The 20,968-nt window shown below is 67.8% G+C and carries 16 protein-coding genes; 9 read left to right on the top strand and 7 right to left on the bottom strand.

The genetic code is table 11. The features are described from left to right. Positions 1–81 precede the first annotated feature (81 nt). On the bottom strand, positions 82–1,212 hold the full coding sequence (locus AC5P7F_RS06035) for a LysM peptidoglycan-binding domain-containing protein (protein ID WP_032958270.1): 1,131 nt from the start codon (positions 1,210–1,212) through the stop codon (positions 82–84). Between the two features lie 126 nt (positions 1,213–1,338). On the opposite strand from AC5P7F_RS06035, the gene def reads away from it, so the two are divergent. The 5 genes from def to AC5P7F_RS06010 all read left to right on the top strand — a co-directional run bounded on the left by def (position 1,339) and on the right by AC5P7F_RS06010 (position 7,372). Further along, positions 1,339–1,851, top strand: a complete 513-nt coding sequence (gene def, locus AC5P7F_RS06030; protein WP_014648564.1) for a peptide deformylase — start codon at positions 1,339–1,341, stop codon at positions 1,849–1,851. A 120-nt stretch (positions 1,852–1,971) separates the two neighbouring features. Then, positions 1,972–2,895: a methionyl-tRNA formyltransferase gene (fmt, locus tag AC5P7F_RS06025; protein WP_014648563.1), complete on the top strand. Its 924-nt coding sequence runs from the start codon at positions 1,972–1,974 to the stop codon at positions 2,893–2,895. 3 nt (positions 2,896–2,898) lie between these two features. Then, a complete protein-coding gene (gene rsmB / locus AC5P7F_RS06020; protein WP_164077607.1) occupies positions 2,899–4,230 on the top strand; it encodes a 16S rRNA (cytosine(967)-C(5))-methyltransferase RsmB in 1,332 nt (443 codons plus the stop codon). Between the two features lie 23 nt (positions 4,231–4,253). Next, positions 4,254–5,963: a glycosyltransferase family 39 protein gene (locus AC5P7F_RS06015; protein WP_164077608.1), complete on the top strand. Its 1,710-nt coding sequence runs from the start codon at positions 4,254–4,256 to the stop codon at positions 5,961–5,963. 152 nt (positions 5,964–6,115) lie between these two features. Continuing rightward, on the top strand, positions 6,116–7,372 hold the full coding sequence (locus AC5P7F_RS06010; protein ID WP_014648560.1) for an O-antigen ligase family protein: 1,257 nt from the start codon (positions 6,116–6,118) through the stop codon (positions 7,370–7,372). A gap of 30 nt (positions 7,373–7,402) precedes the next feature. Here AC5P7F_RS06010 and AC5P7F_RS06005 read toward each other — a convergent pair whose 3' ends face one another. After that, positions 7,403–8,209, bottom strand: coding sequence for a glycosyltransferase (locus tag AC5P7F_RS06005; protein ID WP_164077609.1), 807 nt, complete (start codon positions 8,207–8,209; stop codon positions 7,403–7,405). Between AC5P7F_RS06005 and AC5P7F_RS06000 the strand changes: the two genes are divergently transcribed. Further along, on the top strand, positions 8,208–9,266 hold the full coding sequence (locus tag AC5P7F_RS06000; RefSeq protein WP_126411403.1) for a CDP-glycerol glycerophosphotransferase family protein: 1,059 nt from the start codon (positions 8,208–8,210) through the stop codon (positions 9,264–9,266). The genes AC5P7F_RS06005 and AC5P7F_RS06000 overlap by 2 nt on opposite strands. Before the next feature lie 97 nt (positions 9,267–9,363). Here AC5P7F_RS06000 and AC5P7F_RS05995 read toward each other — a convergent pair whose 3' ends face one another. The 4 genes from AC5P7F_RS05995 to AC5P7F_RS05980 all read right to left on the bottom strand — a co-directional run bounded on the left by AC5P7F_RS05995 (position 9,364) and on the right by AC5P7F_RS05980 (position 13,618). Further along, positions 9,364–10,902, bottom strand: a complete 1,539-nt coding sequence (locus AC5P7F_RS05995; RefSeq protein WP_164077777.1) for a PH domain-containing protein — start codon at positions 10,900–10,902, stop codon at positions 9,364–9,366. Next, a complete protein-coding gene (locus AC5P7F_RS05990; RefSeq protein WP_014648556.1) occupies positions 10,899–11,399 on the bottom strand; it encodes a PH domain-containing protein in 501 nt (166 codons plus the stop codon). The genes AC5P7F_RS05995 and AC5P7F_RS05990 overlap by 4 nt, the downstream gene beginning before the upstream one ends. A 74-nt stretch (positions 11,400–11,473) precedes the next feature. Continuing rightward, positions 11,474–12,610, bottom strand: coding sequence for a GTP cyclohydrolase II RibA (ribA, locus tag AC5P7F_RS05985; protein ID WP_041863895.1), 1,137 nt, complete (start codon positions 12,608–12,610; stop codon positions 11,474–11,476). 87 nt (positions 12,611–12,697) lie between these two features. Next, complete coding sequence (locus AC5P7F_RS05980; RefSeq protein ID WP_134809342.1) at positions 12,698–13,618, bottom strand: lauroyl acyltransferase; 921 nt, start codon at positions 13,616–13,618, stop codon at positions 12,698–12,700. A 61-nt stretch (positions 13,619–13,679) separates the two neighbouring features. Between AC5P7F_RS05980 and dtd the strand changes: the two genes are divergently transcribed. The 3 genes from dtd (at position 13,680) to AC5P7F_RS05965 (ending at position 16,642) form a co-directional block, all read left to right on the top strand. Further along, on the top strand, positions 13,680–14,120 hold the full coding sequence (gene dtd, locus AC5P7F_RS05975; RefSeq protein ID WP_014648553.1) for a D-aminoacyl-tRNA deacylase: 441 nt from the start codon (positions 13,680–13,682) through the stop codon (positions 14,118–14,120). A gap of 90 nt (positions 14,121–14,210) precedes the next feature. Continuing rightward, positions 14,211–16,064 carry an RNA polymerase sigma factor RpoD gene (gene rpoD / locus AC5P7F_RS05970; protein WP_014648552.1) on the top strand — a complete coding sequence of 618 codons (1,854 nt, stop codon included), beginning with the start codon at positions 14,211–14,213 and terminating at the stop codon, positions 16,062–16,064. Between the two features lie 266 nt (positions 16,065–16,330). Next, the gene (locus AC5P7F_RS05965; protein ID WP_126411400.1) at positions 16,331–16,642 is read left to right on the top strand and encodes a hypothetical protein; all 312 of its coding nucleotides are present in this window, start codon (positions 16,331–16,333) and stop codon (positions 16,640–16,642) included. Positions 16,643–17,192: 550 nt separating this feature from the next. On the opposite strand, the gene AC5P7F_RS05960 is transcribed toward AC5P7F_RS05965, so the two are convergent. After that, the gene (locus tag AC5P7F_RS05960; RefSeq protein ID WP_495204168.1) at positions 17,193–20,912 is read right to left on the bottom strand and encodes a phage tail protein; all 3,720 of its coding nucleotides are present in this window, start codon (positions 20,910–20,912) and stop codon (positions 17,193–17,195) included. Positions 20,913–20,968: the final 56 nt, after the last annotated feature.

Here is a 20,968-nt window from a genome sequence, read left to right as displayed (position 1 = left end):
ATGTGGCTGTCAGGTTTTGCCGGAGGTGCCTGCCGGCCCGCGGCCGGCACTCCAGTGGTGGCCGGGGCAGTCCGGCAACCGTTACTTCGCGTCCGGGTGCAGCGCGTTGTAACCCACCTGCACCGGCTTCACGCCCTGCATCACCAGCGCGTAGCTGACGTTGTCGAAGGTGCGGAACACCATCGCATGCGCGGCATATTCATCCGGCAGCGAGACCCGGCCTGCGCCGGTGCTGAGCGAGTCGTCCATGCGCGAGGAGGTCGGGTACTTCATGCGGTGCGCTACATGGCGGCCCGGGCGCCACAGCGAGAACACGGTGCCGTTGTCCACGCCCTGGGCACGGCCGGCCGAAATCGCGATCACGTCGCGTGGGCCACCGGCGGTGAACATGTCGGTGACCGCCAGCACGCGCACGTCCACGCCCTCGACACCCGCAGCGGGTACGTGGGGCACGAACTGCAGGTCGTACGGCCGGGCTTCGACCGGCACCAGGCGGTCGCCGGCGCGCACTTCGCGGCCGCCGACGTTCTTGTCCAGCACCAGCGTGGAGGCCTCGACCTTGCCGCCGGCGATCTGGGTGATGGTGCCGGTGGCGACCTGGGCCAGTTCATAGCCGAGCACGCCACGACGTGCGTTGGGTGCGTTGTAGGCCTTCCACAGGTTGCCGCTGCCCGGGGTGACGTCGCCATTGGCGGTCAGGTCCTCGGTCGGCTTGGGCTGGGCGTAACGCACGGTCGGGCGTACCACGGCCCAGCGCTGGCCCACCTGGGCATCCGCCAGGCGCACGTAGACGGTGTCGCCACCGGACACGCGCAGGCGGCTGTCCTCCAGGCCGACGACGTAGGGCAGCTGCTTGACGCTGTCGACAACGCTCAGCTGCTTCAGGAACGGCTCGACCTGGGCCAGCGGAATGGCGTCGATCGGGGCCTCCTGGCGCGGACCGGCCTGGGACACGGTCACCCGGTCCAGGTAGGCCAGGCTCAGCACGTCACCTGGATAGATCAGGTGCGGGTTGGCGATCTGCGGATTGGCTTGCCAGATCTCCGGCCACAGCCAAGGCTTCTGCAGGAAACGTGCGGCGATATCCCACAACGTATCCCCTTTTCGGACCACATAGGTGTCCGGGTGCCCGCCATTCACTTCCACGGCGGTAGCATAGGCAGCCACGGTCAGCATCGCCGCGGCGACGACCGTACGAAAACGAAGCAACATAGGTGTGAAGCCCTGATTCCCCAACAGGTCCACGCACTATAGTCCAGAAACCGGGGCGCAAGGCAAGCGTTGGAGCTAGAATCTGCGACGTATGCCGGCGTGCCGGCCCCCTATCCGGAAACAGCCATGGCCCTTCTCCCCATTCTCGAGTTCCCCGATCCGCGCCTGCGTACCAAGGCTGCGTTGATCGACGCCGCCGAAGTCACCACGCCGGCCTTCCAGGAACTGATCGACAACATGTTCCTGACCATGTACGACGCCCCGGGCATCGGCCTGGCCGCCACCCAGGTGGACGTGCACAAGCGCTTCATGGTCATCGATGTCAGCGAAGAGAAGAATGAACCGCATGTGTTCATCAACCCGGAAATCGTCGCCAAGGACGGGGGCCGGGTGTACCAGGAGGGCTGCCTGTCGGTCCCGGGCATCTTCGCCGACGTGACCCGCGCTGACACCATTACCGTGAAGTACCTGGACCGCAACGGCCAGGAGCAGCAGCTGGAGGCCGGTGAAGTGCTGGCCACCTGCATCCAGCACGAGATGGACCACCTGGACGGCAAGCTGTTCATCGACTATCTGTCGCCGCTCAAGCGCGAGATGGTCCGCAAGAAGCTGGCCAAGCAGCGCAAGCACGTGGCGTGATCGCCAATCCGGGCCGCCCTCCGGGTGGCCCGTGCCTGCGCGACGCGCGCGGGCTGTACGGCGCCGGCCGACGGCGCCGTTTTCTTTCCTGCACGAATCCATCCTGCAAGTGGGGTAGCCATGAGGATTGTCTTTGCCGGTACGCCGGAATTCGCGGTGTCGTCGCTGCGCGCCGCGGCGCGCCACCACGAGGTCGTGGCCGTCTATACCCAGCCTGATCGCCCGGCCGGGCGCGGCCGTGGCCTGGCACCGTCGCCGGTCAAGCTCGAAGCCGTGGCCCGTGGCATTCCGGTCTACCAGCCCGAATCGCTGAAGGATGAAGCTGCCCAGCGGCAGCTGCGCGACCTGCAGCCGGACCTGATGGTGGTGGTCGCCTACGGCCTGATCCTGCCCAGGGCGGTACTGGCGATCCCGACCCACGGCTGCTGGAACGTGCATGCCTCGCTGCTGCCGCGCTGGCGCGGTGCCGCGCCGATCCAGCGCGCGATCCAGGCCGGTGACGCAAAGACCGGCGTGTGCCTGATGCAGATGGAAGCCGGCCTGGATACCGGCCCGGTGCTGCTGCACCAGGAGCTGCCGATCGCGGCCACCGATACCGGCGGCCAGCTGCATGACAAGCTGGCCGAACTGGGCGCACAGGTGCTGTCAGACGGCCTGGGCCTGCTGCGTGCCGGCATCAAGCCGATCGCGCGGCCGCAGCCCGAGCAGGGCGTGACCTACGCGCACAAGCTGGACAAGGCCGAAGCCCGCCTGGACTGGGCACAGGACGCCGATGCACTGGCGCGCACCGTGCGCGCCTTCAATCCGTGGCCGATCGCCGAGGCCACGCTGGCCGGCGAGCGCGTGCGCATCCACGGCGCGGTCGCTCTTGACCTGGCCCACGGCCAGGCGCCGGGGGCGGTGCTGGCGGCCAGCCGCGATGGTATCGACATCGCCTGCGGCCAGGGCGCGCTGCGGCTGCGCACGCTGCAGCGCGAAGGCGGCAAGGCGATCACCGCCGCCGACTACCTCAATGCCCGCCGCGACCTGCACGTGGGGGCATAAGCGGTGTCGAAGCAGAATGATTTCTCCGTCGCCAAGGCGGCGCCCGGCGCGGCCACCCGCATGCTGGCCGCACGCGTACTGGCGCAGGTGTTCACCCGTGGCCGCTCGCTGAAGGCGGAACTGGCCTGGGCACTGCCCAAGCTGGCCGACAGTCGTGATCGGGCCTTGCTGGAAGCGCTGTGCTTTGCAGTCCTGCGCCGCCGCAGTACCTACGACGCTGCCTTGCAGTCGTGGATGCAGAAGCCGCTGTCGGCGCGTGATGCCGACCTGCGCACGTTGCTGATGGTGGGCTTCGCGCAGCTGGACGTGCTGGAACTGCCGGCGCATGCGGCCCTGTCGGCCACGGTCGACGCCGCCCGCGCGCTGGGCCGTGAGCGCCAGGCCGGGCTGGTCAACGCGATCCTGCGCCGCGCGCAGCGCGAGGGGTTCCCGGAGCAGCCTGCGCGTGACGCCTTTCCGGCGTGGCTGGCCGATGCCGTCGAGCGCGACTGGCCGTCCCAGGCCCAGGCGATCTTTGCTGCCAGCCTGCAGCCGGCGCCGCTGTGGCTGCGTGCCAACCGCCAGCAGGGGGGGCGTGACAAGGCGCTGGCCACGCTGGCCGAGGCCGGCATTGCTGCCGAAGCCAGCCCGCTCAGCGCCGACGCGCTGCGCCTGGTGGCGCCCATCGCGGTGAACCAGTTGCCGGGGTTCGCCGACGGTGCGCTGTCGGTGCAGGACCTGTCGGCGCAATGTGCGGCGGACGCGCTGGCACCGGTGTCCGGCGCCCGCGTTCTGGACGCCTGCGCGGCACCGGGTGGCAAGTCGGCGCACCTGCTGGAGCGTGACCCGAGCCTGCGCCTGCTGGCGCTGGATATCGATGCGCGTCGCCTGGCGCGTGCCCGCGATACCTACACCCGCACCGGTGTAGGTGAGGGCGCGCAGACCCGGGTGGCCGATGCCAGCGACCCCGGTGCGTGGTGGGATGGCACACCGTTCGACGCCATCCTGCTGGATGCGCCGTGTTCGGCCACCGGCGTGATCCGCCGCCAGCCGGACGTGATGTTCCACCGCCGCGCCGAGGATATCGATGCGCTGGTCGGCGTGCAGGCCCGCCTGCTGGAGGCCTGCTGGTCGATGCTGCGCCCGGGCGGCGTGCTGCTGTACGCCACCTGTTCGATCCTGCGCGCCGAGAACATCGATCAGGTGCGGGCCTTCCTGAAGTGGCATCCGGACGCGGTGGCACAGCCGCTGGATGACAGATTCGGCCTGGACTGCGAGGGGATCGCGCGCCAGCGACTGCCGGGTGACAGCGATGCTGACGGTTTCTTTTACGCGCGTCTGCTAAAAACGGCCTGACCCCCGCTGACGTTGCGAGTCCCATGCTGAAATCCCGCGCGTCGCGCGAGACGTGGTTGTTCGTGGTGATGGCCCTGCTGGTGCTGGGGGCCGGGCTGGGCCTTCGTGATCCGTGGCCGTCGGACGAGCCGCGCTTCGCGCTGGTGGCCAAGCAGATGTTCGACAGCGGCCACTGGCTGTTCCCGCACCGCGGGACCGAGCTGTACTCGGACAAGCCGCCGATGCTGATGTGGTGGCAGGCCACGCTGTACAGCCTGGTCGGGCAGTGGCGCGTGGCCTTCCTGCTGCCGTCGCTGCTGGCGGCACTGGGCACGCTGTGGTGCGTGGTCGACCTGGGCCGGCGGCTGTGGACGCGGCGGGTGGGGCTGTATGCCGGCTGGGCGCTGCTGTTCGCGCTGCAGTTCACCTTCCAGGCGAAGAAGGCGCAGATCGATCCCCTGCTGCTGCTGTTCGTCACCCTGGCCAACTACGGCCTGCTGCGCCACCTGCTGCTGGGGCCTGCCTGGCGCTGGTGGTGGCTGGGCTGGTTCTTCGCCGGCATCGGCGTGATCACCAAGGGCGTGGGCATGCTGGCGCTGCTGATGATCGTGCCCGCGGCAGTCGCCACGGCGCTGCGGTGGCCACGGGTGGGCCTGCACGCGCGCGACGCGCGCTTCTGGCTGGCGCCGCTGGCCTTCCTGCTGGCGGTGTCGTTGTGGCTGGCGCCGATGCTGCTGGCCGGCTTCGCCACCGGCTCGGACGAATATCGCGCCTACATGGACGATATCCTGTTCCAGCAGACGGCGCGGCGCTACACCCATTCCTGGGATCACCACCAGCCCGCCTGGTACTTCCTGGCGACGATGCCGCTGATGTGGATCCCGGCATTCCTGGCCCTGCCCTGGGCGATTCCGGCCTGGCGCCGCCGGCTGCAACGCCGCGACGCGCGCTATCTGCTGCCGCTGGCCTGGTGGCTGATGGTGGTGCTGTTCTTCTCGATTCCCGCCGGCAAGCGCGACGTCTACATCCTGCCGGCGCTGCCGATGTTCTGCCTGGTGCTGGCACCGCTGTTGCCGGGGTTGCTGAAGCGACGCGATGTGCAGGCCGTGGTGGGGCTGTTCACCGGCCTGCTGTCATTGGGCCTGGCCGTGGCTGGCGCGATGGCGGTGCTGGGTGACCCGGCCTTCGAGCTGCGCCTGACCCATAGCCGCGGGCTCGCCCCCGGGGCCGTCGACGCGCTGGCGTGGACGATCCTGGCGATGGGCCTGTGGGGCGGATTGAGCCTGCTGGCCTGTGGCCGTCGCCGGCAGCTTGCGCTGGTGTCGACCCTGGCGGTGGTCTGGGTGCTGTACAGCCTGGTCGGCTACCCGCTGCTGAACGATTCCAGTTCGGCCCGTGGCCTGATGCGCGCGGTCGGTACCCGCCTGGGCCCCGATGCCGAGCTGGGGCTGGTGGCCTGGAAGGAACAGCACCTGCTGCTGGCCGACCGTCCCGCAGCGACCTTCGGTTTCGAGACTGACTGGGACGAGCAGCTGGTGGCGGCCACGCGCTGGCAGCGGCTGGCGCCCGGACGCCGTTGGCTGCTGGTCCACGAGTACGCGATGCTGTCGTGCGTCGACCGCAACCGCTCCGAACTGGCCGGCGTGGCCAACCGGCGGCGCTGGTGGCTGGTGCCGGCGGCGGCGGTGACGGTGCCGTGCGTGGTCACTGCCGAGGAGCGGGAACGTGAACGGCGTTTGCAGGAACATGACTAGCCAGCACGATTTCCGCTTGTCCAGTCTGCCCAAGCGGGTCCAAAGGCAGTAAAACAGCAGGCTGGGACGGGCCGCGTTGGCCCGTCCCATTCTTCCAGCAGATTGCAGCGATACTTCCCGACGTGCCAGCTTCACCGGACAACCTGAACCTCATGGCCGGCGACCCGCTGGGCGTTCCCGTCGGTGGGCGTCACGGGGTTGCACACGGGCTGGCCCAGCTGGGGCTGTTCTGCCTGCCGGCACTGGTGCTGACCGTGCCGATCAACCTGTTGCCGTATGGTCTTCTGCTGCTGCTCAGCACCCTGCTGGCGCCGGAGCTGCTGTGGCGCGCGCGGGGCATGGCCGGCCAGCCGGTGAAAGTGCTGGTCTGGCTGATGCTGGCGGTGCTGGCGCTCGGCGTACTGTCGGTGGTGCTGTTCGAACAGGGCCTGCGTGACGTCGACAACCGTTCGCGATTCGTGGTGATCCCATGGATCGCGCTGTGGATCTGCGCGCTGCGTCCCAGCCTGCGGTGGCTCTGGTACGGCTCGTTGACCGGCCTGCTCGCCACCTTCGTGATGTCGCTGTGGCAGGTGCTGGGCGGCGCCCCGCGCGCGGAGCTGTTCACCAACGCCATCGTGCTGGCCGACATCGTGATGGTGTTGATGGTGCTGCTGGTGTTCTGCCGGCCGTCGCGGCGCTGGTCGCTGGTGATCCTCGGCATGGCCGCCGGTTGCGGCACCATCGTGCTGACCGGCAGCCGCGGTGTGTTCGCCGCCTTGCTGGCGCTGCTGGTGGTGCTGGCGCTGAGCCTGCGCTGGCGTACCGGTGCGGCGCGCCTGTCGGTGCTGGCCGGGATGCTGGCGATCGGTGCGACGCTGCTGCTGTCGGTGCCGGAGCTGCGCCACCAGGTCCGCCTGAGCGAGCTGCACAGCGACGTGCAGCGGATGGAGCTGGGCGACAGTGATTCTTCCGCCGGTGCCCGCGTCGAGCGCCTGCAGGTAGCCTGGCAGACCTTCCTCGATCATCCGCTGGTGGGTGTTGGCATCGGTCATTTCGACAGCGCGATGCAGCGCGTGCCGGTCTGCCGGGAGAACCCGGAAGAGTTGCGCTGCCACCTGGGGCATGCCCACAACGACGTGGCCGAATGGGCGGCGACCCAGGGTGTACCGGGCCTGCTGCTGTTGCTGGCGGTGTATGGCATCCCGCTGTGGTTGTTCGTGCGCCTGCATCGCCGCAGCGGACGGGCGACCTTCCGCGGGCCGGCCGCTGCCGGCGTCATGCTGGTGATCACCTACGCGTTGTGCGGGCTGACCCAGTCGATGTTCGCGCACCAGATGACGGCCAGTTTCTACGTGACCCTGGTCGGGCTGCTGACCGGCCTGTCGATCGTCGAAGGCGCGCGCCACCGGGCGATCACCGGCTCGTGATGCGTCGGCGCGCCGGGCGGGCCCCGGCGATCAGGGGTTCGGCGGGTCGGCCACGGGCTGGCCGTTGCCCAGCATCCACAGCATGATGGTCTTCTGCCGCACGTAGTTGGCGCGCACGTAGGCGTAGACCAGGCCGTGCCAGCCATCGCGGAAGCCGCCACGGAACACGAAGCCGCGCCAGAACCGCCAGGCCGGCGCCAGTACCAGCTTGCCCAGCGTGGCCCGCTTGCCGCGTGCGAACTCGTGCTCGGCCATCATCCGCGCGTACTTCTCGGTCTTGGCCAGCTGCTGCTGCAGGGAGCGGTACGGGTAATGGACCAGGTCGCCGCGCAGGGTGCCGACGCTGCCGTCGACGCTGGCCGCCTCGTGGATCTCGCGCTTGCCGCGCCAGCCGCCGCGGCGGCGGTCGAACAGGCGCATCACCCGGTCCGGGTAGGCGTTGCCATGGCGCAGGAACCTGCCGAAGTACTCCGACAGGCGCGCGAAGCGATAGCCGGCATGGCCGGCGAAGCCATCGTCGCGGGCCCGTTCGATGGCTGCGCGCAGTTCCGGGCTGATCCGCTCATCGGCGTCCAGGCACAGCACCCAGTCGTGGCTTGCCTGCTCGACGCAGTAGGCCTTCTGGCTACGGAAGCCATCGAACGCGCGCTGCAGCACGCGGGCGCCTGCGGCCTCGGCGATGGCCAGGGTGGCATCGGTGGAGTACGAGTCCACGACGATGATTTCGTCGCAGAAGGTCAGCGAGGCCAGGCAGTCGCCGATGCGGCCGGCCTCGTTGAACGCGATAATGCAGGCCGAGATGCGAGGCCGTTCGATGGGAGCGGTCGTGGAGGACATGATGGCCGGGTACCTGTTGTTTGCGACGGAGCGCTATGCGCTGCCTATTCTCGCCCCGTTGGCGCAGGCCTTGCACGCCTCCGGGCAGGAGGTGGCGGCCTGGTTCGAGGACGGCGCGGCCGCCAGCAGCCTGCCGGGCGTGCCCAACATCGGACTGAAACAGGCCCTGGCGATGCGGCCGCGTGCCGTGTTCAGCGCCGCCAACTGGGTGCCGACCTTCCTGTCCGGCGCCAAGGTACAGCTGTTCCATGGCTTCAACGTGGAGAAGCGCGACAGTGCGCGCGGCCACTTCCGGGTGCGCGGCATGTTCGACCTGTACTGCACGCAGGGGCCGGCCACCACCGCTCCGTTCCGTGAGATCGCCGCCCTGCAGGGCCACTTCGCCGTAGCCGAGACCGGCTGGCCGAAGCTCGACCCGCTGTTCCGCGACGACGGTGGCGAGAGCGCCGCGCTGCGCGCAGCGGCGGGCGGGCGCCCGGTGATCCTGTTCGGTTCGACCTTCACCGAGCGCCTGAGCGCAGCGCCCCACCTGCATGCGCAGGTCGCCGCCGATATCGCTGGCGGTGAGCGCTACTGGCTGCTGACCCTGCACCCGAAGTGCCCACCGGAACTTTTCGAGCGCTACCGCGCGCTGGCCGGTGCCCATGCCCGCTTCATCGAGCCGGAGCAGGTGATGGCCGCGCAGCGCGCCGCCGATGTGCTGGTGTCGGACACCTCGTCGATCGTTTCGGAGTTCATCGTCCAGCACAAGCCGGTGGTGACCTTCCGCAACCGCGTGCCCAAGCCGCACATGATCGACTTCGACGACCCGGCGCAGCTGCCGGCGATGCTGCAGCGCGCGCTGCATCCCGACGCCGCGCTGCAGGCGGAGATCGTGCGCTACGCCGACGCCATCCATCCGTACCGCGATGGCCTGTCCAGCGAGCGGGTGATCGCCGCCACCGAGGATTTCCTGTCCGGTGAAATGGGCGTGCTGCGGCGCAAGCCCTTTGGCAGCTGGGTGCGCGACCTGCAGATCCGCAAGGACCTGGGATATTGGGGGCCGTCGCAGCGCTGATGCCTCGCCGACCCCGCTCGCGGTAGTGCCGGCCGCTGGCCGGCAACCTCGGGAATGTCTGCGGTTGCCGGCCAGCGGCCGGCACTACCGGTGTTGCTTACCAGCGCAACTTGCGCCGCGCCAGCGCCGCGGCCAGCTGCTCCATCACGTGTTGCGCCTGTGCCTGCGGCAGGTAGCGCAGGGTCAACGCCACATCACCGTGCGCACCGGCCGTATCCAGCTGCAGGCTGCTGGTGCCGAGCAGCTTGTCCAGCGGTGAACGCTGCAGGCGCAGGCCCTGCACCTTGTCCAGCTCGGCCCAGCGCCACCAGCGCTTCCACCAGCCGCCGCGCACGGCCACGTAATGGGCATCCAGATACCAGCCCATGCGCGCCATCTGCCGATGTGCCACCAGCAGCGCCACCGGCAGCCAGGCCAGCACGATCAGGCCCCATGATCCCCAGCGCCAGTACGCGGCCGCTGCCAGCAACGGCACCAGCAGCAGCGCGCCCAGGCACAGCCGCCACCAGCCACGCTGCGGAATGGACTGCCATTGCGCTGGCGGCCACCGCAGTTGAGGCAACAGGTGCTGCACCAGCTGCTCGCAGCGCATTGCCGGTGCCAGCGGTGCCAGCTCGCGCAGGGCGCGGTCCTCGTCGCGCGAGGGCCCGCCGGCAGCGCTGTCGATGCGCAGCTGGCGCAGGCCGAACCAGCGATGCAGGGTGGTTTCGCGCAGCGTCCAGGCCTGGATGCGGCGACGCGCGACACTGCTGCGGGTGCGGCTGAGCAGGCCGGCCGAGACGGTCAGGCGGCGGTCCTGCTCGCTGAGGGTGAAGCCGTGATAGCGCAGCAGGGTCAGCACCACCGACAGCGCACGCAGCGCCAGCCAGCCCAGCAGCAAGGCTGCGGCCAGCAGCAGGAAGGCGCCGGCCACGCCGGGATGCAGGTGGCTTGCGTAGCCGAAGGCTTCCCGGCCGCCACGCTGGATGGCCGCGTCCATCACCGGCCGCGGCACGGTCTGGAACAGCACGCCGAAGGCGGCGATCGCCAATGCCCAGCCGCGGTTGGACAGCAGGCCCATGCGCACCACGTCCCAGCTCGACAGGCGCAGCAGCACCTGTTCGGTGTCGGCGTCGGTGATCGAGTGGGCGGCCACGACGTCGGCGGCCTGCGGTGCCTGCCCACGCTGGCGCACCAGTCGTTCCAGCGCCAGCGCCTGGTCCAGCTTCAGCACGCGCATTTCGGCTTCCGGACGCACGCCACCGGCCGATTCCAGGCGCAGCTCGGCCACGCCGAACAGGCGGTGCAGCGGGTTCTGCCGCACTTCCACGTTGTGGATGCGGGCGAACGGGATCTCGCGGCGGTTGCGCGCCAGCAGTCCGCTGCGCACGGTGATCGCGTCGCTGCCGATGCGGTAGCGGTAGCTGAGGTACTGCAGCACCGAGACCAGCACCAGCGCGGCAATCGCCGACAGCGGAATCAGCTGCGCCCACATCGGGTCGCGGTCACCGCGCTGGCCGAACACCAGCAGCGCCACCAGCGGCAGGAAGTAGTGGCGCAGCTGCATCAGCAGCACGAACAGCCACGACCACGGGTGCAGGCGATGGTCCTCGCCACCGGCAGGCAGCGATGCGGGCAGGGACGGCGGCAGGCTCACAGGGCGTCGGCGTCCTGGTCGAGCTGATGGGACAGGGTGTCACGCAGGCGCTCGGCGTCGGCCTCGTCCAGGCCGCTCACGGTCACTGCGCTCATGCGGGTCCCGGCGGTGTGCACGATCAGCGTGGCCAGGCCGGCACGGCGTTCCAGCGGGCCGCGGCGCAGGTCCAGGTGCTGCACGCGCGAAATGGGGATGCGCGTTTCCAGCTGCCACATCAGGTCGCGGCGCAGGCCCAGCCCTTGGGTATCCAGCCGCCAGCGGGTGCGGGTCAAACGCCGGTGGCCAAGCCACGCGCCGAAGACGATGCCGATCAGCAGCCCAAGGGCGGCCGTCCACAGGCCGCCGGGCAGCTCGAAGAACCACGCGGCCGCGGCCAGCGGCAGGCCCGGCACGAACAGTCCGCCGAAGGCGCCTTCCAGTGCGGCCAGGCGGGCGGCGCGCTGCGGCAGCGACTGCCAGGCATCGGCAGGCGGGGAGGTCAGGGGAACGTCGATCACGCAGGCTCCGTCAGGTGGCAGGGCGGGCGGTGGCGGCAGGGCCGCACCGCGCAGACGGTAGCAGGTCGACCGCGCTACTGGGCAGCCTGGATCAGCGCGTCCACATCCAGCATGTGGCCGGCACGATCGGCCTTGGTGCGCAGGTAGTGTTCGTTCTCGGCAGTGATCTCGCCGGTGACCGGAATGCAGTCCAGCACCTCGATGCCGGCATTGCGCAGACGCTGTGCCTTGGTCGGGTTGTTGCTGAGCAGGGCCACGCGCGAAATGCCCAGGCCATGCAGCATCGCCACCGCACTGCCGTAGCGGCGCTCGTCGGCACCGAAGCCCAGCTGTGCATCGGCATCGATGGTGTCCAGGCCGTCGTGCTGGTAGCCGTAGGCGCGCATCTTGGCGGCGATGCCGGTGCCGCGGCCTTCCTGGTCCAGGTACAGCAGCACGCCGCCGCCCAGTTCCTTCAGCTTGCGCAGGCCGCGCCGCAGCTGGTCGCCGCAGTCGCACTTGAGTGAGCCGAACAGGTCGCCGGTCAGGCACGAGGAGTGCACGCGTACCGGCACCACCGCCGACAGGTCCGGTTCGCCGACGATGATCGCGACCTGGTCGCGCTGGGCCACGCCGCCGCGGAACACCGCGAAGGTGGTCATGCCGACGTCGCGCAGCGGTACCGGCGAACGGGCGACCAGTTCGTAATCGTGGGCGGCGTGGGCCGCGCCTTCGGCCAGATCGCAGAGCGCCACTTCAGCAGCACCCTCGAAGGTGCGGTCAGCTGCATCCAGGCGCACCGCCACCATCGCCGGCAGCAGCAGGCCCAGGCGGGCCAGCTCCACCGCGCCGGCATCGAAGGCGTCGCCGGCCGTCCAGTCGTCCGGCATCGGGCCGGGCTCGCGCAGGTAGCCCAGCGAGGGCAGGGCATCGAAGGCAACCCCTGCCAGCGGCAGGCGCGCGCCTGCCGGTGCCTCCACACCGAGCACGCGGGCGCGGGTGGCGGTCAGGAACAGGTAATGGCGCTCGCGTGCGGCAGCGGCGAAGGCAGCGAAGCTGCTGGCAGTGGCGCTGTCCAGTGCAATCACCGCCAGGCGCTGGCCCTGCCCATCGTGGAGCAGTACCGGGCGACCGGCACGCAGTTCGGCCACCGCGCGTTCGCAGCGGATCGCGGCGGGGTCGCCGAACAGGGAAGAGGCAGCAGGCATGGCGGGACCGGGGGAGGCGGACATCGCAGTCTCTATGGGGGCGCCGGCGTCGTATTCAACGTGGTGCGGCCGCCGGTCGCAGGGGCCGGATGGGCCTGGGCGTGGGGGCCGTCAGTGCGGATGCTCTTCGGTCGCATACGGATCTTCCTCGCCGCTGCCCGGTGGCCGCAGCGTATAGCGCTTGTAGGTCCACTGGTACTGCGACGGGTCGCGGCGGGCGATGCGCTCGATGCCGGCATTGAGCGCGGTGGCGGCCACCTGCGGGTCCGGATCGGCCACGGCCGGGTCGGTCGGCTCGATGTGCAGGGCGAATTCCATGTCCGGCCCGATGCGCTCGCACCAGCCATACAGCACGGTGGCGCCGGTGCGCTCGGCCAGCCGGTTGACCAGGGTCATGGTCAGCGCCTGCACGCCGAAGAACGGCACGAACACGCCATCGCCGGCCTTGGGCTGCTGGTCGGGCAGGATGCCGGTGGCGCCGCCGTCCTTGAGCACCTTGAACAGCTGGCGCACGGCCGGGCCCTCGGCGCGTACCTGCTGCACGTTCTGGCCGCCGCGCACCAGCTGCAGGAAGGCGTCGCTGGCCTCGTCTTCCGGCGGCTTGTAGACGATGGCGATCTGCCCGCGCGAGGCCAGCCACTGGTTCAGCAGCTCCCAGTTGCCGAAGTGCGGTGCGGCCACGATCACGCCCTTGCCGCTGGCCAGGGCCGCGTCGTACAGGGCTTCGCCGTGGCGCTGCTTCAGGTGCAGCCGCAGGTTGTCGGCCGGCTGCCGGCTCCACAAACGCAGGGTCTCGATGGCCTGCAGCGCAGTGGAGCGCAGCAGTTCGCGGTGCAGGCGGTCGCGTGCAGGACCGTCCAGCTCCGGGTAGGCCAGTTCCAGGTTGCGCCGGGTAACGCGGCTCTCACGGGCATTGACACGAACCCACGTCCACGCCAGGGCGTGTGCGACCCCCCGCAGCAGCGGCCAGGGCAGGCGGGCGAACAGGGTGGTGGCGCGGTAGACCAGCCGGGCTTTGCGTTGCGGATTCATCGGCGCCAGTTTAGCCAAGGGCGCTGCTATCGTGGCCGGCCCCGTTCATTGGAAGCCCACGATGCTCGTCCTGATCCAGCGTGTCAGCCAGGCCGCCGTCCATGTCGACGAGGAGGTGGTGGGGCAGATCGGCCCCGGCTTGCTGGCCCTGGTCGGCATGGAACCGGGGGATAGCGAGGCCCAGCTGCGGCGGATGGCCGAACGCCTGCTGGGTTACCGGGTGTTCGCCGACGAGGCCGGGAAGATGAACCGGTCGCTGCGCGACACCGGTGGCGGCCTGCTGCTGGTCAGCCAGTTCACCCTGGCGGCCGATACCCGTTCGGGCATGCGGCCGAGTTTCACCAGCGCCGCACCGCCGGACGAGGCTGAACGCGGGTTCAATCGATTTGTCGACATCTGCCGTGAAAATCATGCGCCAGGGGTGGAAACGGGCCGGTTTGGTGCCCATATGGTCGTCAGCCTGGTCAACGACGGTCCCGTGACCTTCCTTCTCAGGCCCTAGGCCGCCGGGACCACCGCCCGGCAGGCAGGGCCCCGGGCTGGTATAATGCTACGTTCCCTATTTCTCCCTAGCCGGTGGCGCGAGCACTACATGGCCAACGAACGTCCTGCCCAATCCGAAATCAAGCAACTGATCAGCAAGGGCCTGGAACAGGGCTACCTGACCTACGCCGAAGTCAATGACCATCTGCCGGACGACATGGTCGACCCGGAACAGATCGAAGACATCATCGGCATGATCAACGGCATGGGCATCGATGTCCATGAAGTTGCGCCGGATGTGGAAACCCTGCTTCTCAACGACGGCAACACCGGTAACCGCGAAGTCGATGACACCGCGGCCGAAGAAGCTGCCGCCGCGCTGAGCGCGCTCGACACCGAAGGTGGCCGTACCACCGACCCGGTGCGCATGTACATGCGCGAAATGGGCACGGTCGAGCTGCTGACCCGCGAAGGCGAAATCGCCATCGCCAAGCGCATCGAGGAAGGCCTTTCGCAGGTCCAGGCCGCCCTGGGCCAGTTCCCGGTTTCGGTCGAATCGCTGCTGACCGACTACGAGGCCCACAAGGAAGGCAAGAAGCGCCTGGCCGAAGTGATCGTCGGCTTCAACGACCTGGCCGACGAAGAGCCGGCGCCGCCGGCGGTCGCTGCCGATGACAGCAGCGATGCCGACGCAGAAGGCGACGAGGACGAGGACGATGACGTCGAGGGTGGCGAGGAAGAAGCCGCACCGACCGGTCCGGATCCGGAGGAAGTCGCTGCGCGCATGCAGGCGCTGAGCGATGCTTTCAATGCCTTCAAGAAGGCGGCGACCAAGGGCGACAAGAAGAACCTGCCGCGCCTGCGCGAAGAGATGTCGGCGGTGTTCGTCACCCTGAAGCTGCCGCTGCCGCTGACCGACGTGCTGACCAAGCAGCTGCGCGACACCATGGCGTCGATCAAGGCCCATGAGCGACGCGTGCTGAACCTGGCCACCGTCACTGCGCGCATGCCGCGCAAGGACTTCATCCGCTCCTGGGAAGGCAACCAGACCAACCTGGAGTGGGTGGAAGACGCACTGAAGCGCAAGCAGAAGTGGTCGTCGGCCCTGCGCGAAGTGAAGGACCAGATCATCGCCGAACAGCAGGCGACGATCGACATCGAGAAGCTGACCCAGCTGGACCTGGAAGAGCTGAAGGAAATCAGCCGTGCCATGGCCTACGGTGAAGCCAAGGCGCGCAAGGCCAAGAAGGAAATGGTCGAGGCCAACCTGCGCCTGGTGATCTCGATCGCCAAGAAGTACACCAACCGTGGCCTGCAGTTCCTCGACCTGATCCAGGAAGGCAACATCGGCCTGATGAAGGCCGTGGACAAGTTCGAGTACCGCCGCGGTTACAAGTTCTCGACCTACGCCACCTGGTGGATCCGCCAGGCGATCACCCGCTCGATTGCCGACCAGGCGCGCACCATCCGTATTCCGGTGCATATGATCGAGACGATCAACAAGTTGAACCGCATTTCCCGCCAGATGCTCCAGCAGTACGGCCGCGAGGCTACGCCGGAGGAGCTGGCCAAGGAAATGGACATGCCGGAAGACAAGATCCGCAAGGTGATGAAGATCGCCAAGGAGCCGATCTCGATGGAAACCCCGATCGGCGACGACGAGGATTCCCATCTGGGCGACTTCATTGAGGACACCAACGTGGAGTCCCCGATCGAGAACACCACCAACATCAACCTGTCTGAAACCGTGCGCGACGTGCTGGCCGGCCTCACCCCGAGGGAAGCCAAGGTGCTGCGCATGCGCTTCGGCATCGACATGAACACCGACCACACGCTGGAAGAAGTCGGCAAGCAGTTCGACGTGACCCGCGAGCGCATCCGCCAGATCGAAGCGAAGGCGCTGCGCAAGCTGCGTCACCCGAGCCGCTCGGAGCAGCTGCGCAGCTTCCTGGATATCGATTGATTTCCAGCGGCTGGTGAAGCGTTGAGAGAAACCCCGCCTGGCGCGGGGTTTTTCTTTTTGGGGTGCCTGGACATGCCCGACGGGGCTTGCCGATGACGCATCTGCCGTTTGAATTTTTCCTGCGACGGTCGCACGCTGATCGCGCAGATGCTCAACACATCCCGTAGGCGGGCCGGTCATCACCGGCGCCGATGCAAGCGCGCGGCAGGTCACGTGCAGCTCGTACGGCCTGCGGCATTGATTCGTCATGCATCTGGAGTCACGCCATGAATGATGTGGAGCACGATGTTCCCGAGCCCGTGCAAACCGATTTCCCGCCGCTGCTGGACTGGGATGAGGTGATGCGGGTTGAGTGCGAGGATCGATTGGGATTTGCACGCCGTACGACGTATGCGCTGCTGACGCTGTCGGAGGCCGGATTGCTTGCCGGCTTCAGCGGCGACAACCAACAGGGACTGAAGCAGATCAGAAGGATGGTTGCGTTGTTCCAGGCATGCCTGAGGCGGCAGGTATGGCTCGCGGAAGCGGCGGAGAGGCGGCTGGGGCGTATTTCGGAGGCGCTTGCCGCCGCCGGGTAGCCGATCGGGCGCGGCCTCCACTACACTGTGACGCTGCGCCGGGCCTATAGCTCAACGGTTAGAGCAGGGGACTCATAATCCACCAGCCGCGCATATCAGCCATCACCCGCATGTAGCAAGTGAGCCAAAAAATAGGCGATTTTCAGCAGGAGCGGCTTGCTCGCGATTGCTCCCAGTCGCCAGATGCACTGTGTAATTTCCGACACGGTTACACTGAAATTACACGTGGCGGATAGGTCAACGCTGCGGCATCGCGCCGCGAAGCGGTGTTCATGAGCCCCTGCGGATATTTTCATGGAGCTTGATCGATAACTTAGATTGGTCTGGAAGTTCATTTGCTACCTGTCTGTCGCCGTGCGGATGGCGCATTTAAAGGTGGTGCAAATGAAAGTTCAAACTTGTTAAGTTATTATCTCCTTTGTCTGGATTTTGACAACTTTAAGTTGTTGATCTGGCTTGGTTTATATATTTTTTGCCTATGATTTTGTGAGTGGTATTATTTTGCTACTGCGCAAATTCAAGGGTGCAAATAGATAATGCACCCGATCCCTTATTTGGCGTTGAGTGCTTTGCGGAGCTCGCTGCTGCTGGTGTTGCGTATACCCTGCGTCGTGACGGCCTCGAGCCGGTCCAACCGATCGACCACCTGCGCGAGCAGAGCATTGCTTTGCTGCACCGCCGCCGTGGTCGCGGCCTGCGCCTTGTTGTCCACCACCAGGTCGAACACAGCGCGCGCGAAGTTGTCCGGCAGCGCCTCGATGGTGTCGGCCAGCTCGCCCATGCCGATGCCGCCCTTGTCCAGGTCGCCCACCTTCATGCCGTCGATCAGGCCCGTCACCTGTCCGTAGAGGCTGTTGTAGTCCTGGCCGCTGGCGTAGAGGTTCCGACCGAAGCCCAGCGCCGCCTGTGCGGCCGCCTGCGCCGCGCTGCTGTCGCCACCCGACACGGCCCGCTCCAGCTCCTGCATGGTCTTCTGTAGCTTCTCCTGATCGGTCAGCGGCGACAGGTCGCTCACGGATAGCCCGTAGCTAATGGCTTTCTTGTCTTTGTAGATCTGGGCCTGCAGCTTGCCCATGTTGGTGGCGCGCAGTGCCTCGATCTTGGCCAGGTCCTCAGCGCGCGCGCCGGACAGGCCCAGCGCCTTGGCGTAGTCGTTGGCGGACTTCACCTGTTGGCGGTAGGTGCGCTCAATGCTCAGTGCCTGCTGCTGGTAGGCGGTCAGGTCGCCCGTGAGCAGCTGCGTGGACACGTCGGCCATCAGGGTCGAGTAGTTGCCCAGCAGGCCCGACACCTTGTTGATCTGCGTGGACAGGTCCGTACCGGCGACGCCGGCCAGGTCTTGGAAGTAGTCCACGGCCTTGTTCACCTTGTCGATCTCCAGACCGTTGAGTGCGCGGCCCAGCTCGTCGGCATTGCCCACCGCCAGTTCGATGGATGCACCCAGCGCCGCGAACACGTCCGCCGAGTCGAAGTAGCCATCCAACTGCCCGCCGAAACCCGCCGCCTTGACGGCCTCCGTGTAAAGCCGGTCCTGCATGCCGGCGAGGTAGGATTCCAGCTGCTGCTGCGCCTCTGCCGAATCCGCCGACAACGACAGTTTGCCCAGGCTCACCTTGACCCCGGCCAGCTGCTTGCTCAGGTCCACGCCGAGCTGGTCGGCAAGGCCCATGGTCGCCCCGCGAATCTGCCGGGCCGCCATGTCGAACGTGCGATCGATGCCCGGATCCAGCGCCCCGTATTGGGTCCACTTCTTGTCGGAGCGGAACCAGCCGCCCTTTTGCTTCACGTCGGCGTAGCTCTGCCCGTCCAGTCCACCGAACCCGTAATCACCCGTGATGCCCTGACCGGTGATCTTGGGCGCACTGCGCCCGAACGCCTTGCCCAGTAGCGAGCTGCCCGAGAAGATCGCCGCCGTCTTGCTGTTCATGCCCAGCGCGCGCCCGATCACGTCCAGCGACATGCTGTCGAGCATGACCGGCGTCAGCAGGCCACCGGAGGCGAAGTGGCCGCGCTTGAGCAGGTCGAACTTGTCCTGGTTCTCCAGCCCGAAGCCTTCCTTGTAGGCGCTGCCGGCCATCTGCATACCCATCGCGATCAGGGCAGCGTAGGGAGCGAACGCCGCCACGGCGCCAAGCGCACCGGTAGCGGCTCCTGCGGCACCGGCCCCACTGGCAGCGGCCGTGCCACCTCCCGTCAGTGCAGCCACGTTGTTGCCGAAGCCCATCATGGTGTCCGGGCCGAAGCCAACCGCCGCGGCTGCGGCGCCGGGAGTGAACCCGATAGCGCTCTGGCCCTTCGATAGCAGGCTGGCGATGTTGCCGGCGTTCTGGCCGCCTGCGGCGGTGCCGTTGCCCGCGAAGATTCCCAGGATGCTGTTGAGGCTCAGCCCGTTGCCGCTGCCGAGTCCATTGATACCGTCCATGATGCGGGTCTGAATCGGGAGCACCAGCTTTTGCTCCAGCAGCTGGCGAGCAATGTCGCGCAGCCCCTGCCTGGCCACGTCCTTCATGTCGTCCCACATGCCCGACCAATCGCGCAGGCCGCCCGCGACGAAGTTGGCCATAGCGTCGGCGGTGTCGCTGACCAGGTAAGTACCCACGTCGGCCCACTGCTGCAGGCTGGCGGCGTACTTATCCGCGTCGATGCTGGCCTGAGCCGCAGCGCGCGCCTGCGCCATGAGCGAGGCGCTGAGGTCGGCGGTGATGCCCGCGCCGGCCGCGTTCGCCTCGTTGATGGCCTCCTGCATGTCCCGCTGGTTCTGCATCTCCCGGCGCGCGCGCTCCCGTGCAGGCCCGATGAGGCGCAGCATGTCGAGTTCGCCGCTCATGGTGTCCAGCAGCGCCTGCGGCGCCCGCTTGCGCTTGTCCAGCTCGGCGGTGGTGGCCGCAACCTGTGCCGCTGATTCCTTCTCCAGCGTGTTGAAGGCAGCGCGCGTGATGTTGCCGGCGGCCAGCTCCTTGTTCAGTTCGGCCAGGCGCTGCTTGTGCTTCTGCTCGGCCTCGGCCAGCGGGCCGGCCATCGTGGCAGCAGCCATGTCCGCCTCTGCGGTGTAGCGGCGCAGCAGCTCGGCCTGACGGTCGTACGCCGCGCTCCCGGTCTTCGCTGCGCTGCCCTTGCTCGCTGGCTTGCGTGGCTCGTAGGCGTCCGGCGTGGCCGGCAACAACGCCCATTCGGGCATGCGCTCCGATCCTTCCAGCACAGTGACGCTGGGCCGCCTGGTGGTCTTGGGCTGCATCGCCTTCCAGCCGTTGTCGGCATAGGCAGTGCCTTGTGCGTACTCGCTCTTGAAGCCCTCCCAGCCGCCACCGCCGAACGCGTATTGGCCGGTCGCCAGCTTGAACGCGGCATGGCCTTGCTTCTCGACGCCCACCAGGCCGCCCCGGATGCGGTCGAAGAAGTCCACGACGGCGCCGCCGTCCCGCACCGCGTCGGTGACGCCCCGGATGGCACCGGAGAGCGCGTCGGCCGCTTCCTTTGCGAAGTTGCCGTTGACTGCCACCGCGTCGAGCTGGTCGGTGAAGTCCTGCAGGGCAGGCATGATGCCCGATACCACCTGCACCTTCATGCCTTGCAGGGACAGCTCCGCCCGGTTGGTCACATCACGCATGCCCAGCATTGCCTGCGTCAGCTGCACGTCGATGATGCTGCCTGCGGCCTCCGCCGCGTTGCCCATGCGGTTGAACTCGGCGCTGTTGTTGCGCAGCAGCGGGATCAGCATCGCCGAATCGCTGGCGATGGCCTCCATGTAGCTGGTCAGCTCCGACTGCGAGAGGTTCGCCTTCTCCAGGCTCTTGAAGTACAGGCCCAGCGCGTCGGGGCCAGACAGCTTGCGGAAGCTCTCGACGGTGAGGCCGCTGCCCTTGGCGATGTTGTCGAAGAAGTCTTTCATCTCGCCGCCGCCCGTTTGGGCGTAGTCGCCGATCTTCTCCTGCACGTCCTTGAAGATATCGGCCAGCTTCTCTTGGCTGATACCTACCGTGCGGGCGCCTGCGGCCATGCGCTGGAAGTCCTGCGACGTGGTGCCGGAAAGCTTGCCCAGCCGGTCGTACTCCACGGCCAGCTGCCCAACCTGCTTGGTCCAGGTGAACACGGCCGTGCCAACAGCAGCGGCAGCGGTGCCCAGCGCCGCGCCCGCCACGGTAGCGACGCGAGTCATGGAGGCGTGGATCTGCGTGGCTTTCTGGCTGGCCAGCCGCTCGGCCTTGGTCATGCCCGTTTCAAACGAACCCGTCTTCATCAGCAGGTCGACGGTGAGGGTATAGAGGCTCATGGGTGTCCCGGCCTGAAATTTGAATTCTGTGGAAGCGCGAAGAAAAGGGGGCGCGC

Source organism: Stenotrophomonas sp. YJH_SMC_105-26 (assembly GCF_059368915.1).
Note: the sequence above shows the minus strand (reverse complement) of the source record. Positions and strands in the feature narration are given on the sequence as shown.

What these genes read in the sequence shown, in the direction of transcription:
- AC5P7F_RS06000 (WP_126411403.1), top strand. Translation starts at nt 8,208, where the DNA reads ATGATGGCCGGGTACCTGTTGTTTGCGACGGAGCGCTATGCGCTGCCT.
- AC5P7F_RS06005 (WP_164077609.1), bottom strand. Translation starts at nt 8,209, where the DNA reads ATGTCCTCCACGACCGCTCCCATCGAACGGCCTCGCATCTCGGCCTGC.
- dtd (WP_014648553.1), top strand. Translation starts at nt 13,680, where the DNA reads ATGCTCGTCCTGATCCAGCGTGTCAGCCAGGCCGCCGTCCATGTCGAC.
- AC5P7F_RS06035 (WP_032958270.1), bottom strand. Translation starts at nt 1,212, where the DNA reads ATGTTGCTTCGTTTTCGTACGGTCGTCGCCGCGGCGATGCTGACCGTG.
- ribA (WP_041863895.1), bottom strand. Translation starts at nt 12,610, where the DNA reads ATGTCCGCCTCCCCCGGTCCCGCCATGCCTGCTGCCTCTTCCCTGTTC.
- def (WP_014648564.1), top strand. Translation starts at nt 1,339, where the DNA reads ATGGCCCTTCTCCCCATTCTCGAGTTCCCCGATCCGCGCCTGCGTACC.
- AC5P7F_RS05960 (WP_495204168.1), bottom strand. Translation starts at nt 20,912, where the DNA reads ATGAGCCTCTATACCCTCACCGTCGACCTGCTGATGAAGACGGGTTCG.
- AC5P7F_RS06015 (WP_164077608.1), top strand. Translation starts at nt 4,254, where the DNA reads ATGCTGAAATCCCGCGCGTCGCGCGAGACGTGGTTGTTCGTGGTGATG.
- fmt (WP_014648563.1), top strand. Translation starts at nt 1,972, where the DNA reads ATGAGGATTGTCTTTGCCGGTACGCCGGAATTCGCGGTGTCGTCGCTG.
- AC5P7F_RS05965 (WP_126411400.1), top strand. Translation starts at nt 16,331, where the DNA reads ATGAATGATGTGGAGCACGATGTTCCCGAGCCCGTGCAAACCGATTTC.
- AC5P7F_RS05980 (WP_134809342.1), bottom strand. Translation starts at nt 13,618, where the DNA reads ATGAATCCGCAACGCAAAGCCCGGCTGGTCTACCGCGCCACCACCCTG.
- AC5P7F_RS06010 (WP_014648560.1), top strand. Translation starts at nt 6,116, where the DNA reads ATGGCCGGCGACCCGCTGGGCGTTCCCGTCGGTGGGCGTCACGGGGTT.
- rpoD (WP_014648552.1), top strand. Translation starts at nt 14,211, where the DNA reads ATGGCCAACGAACGTCCTGCCCAATCCGAAATCAAGCAACTGATCAGC.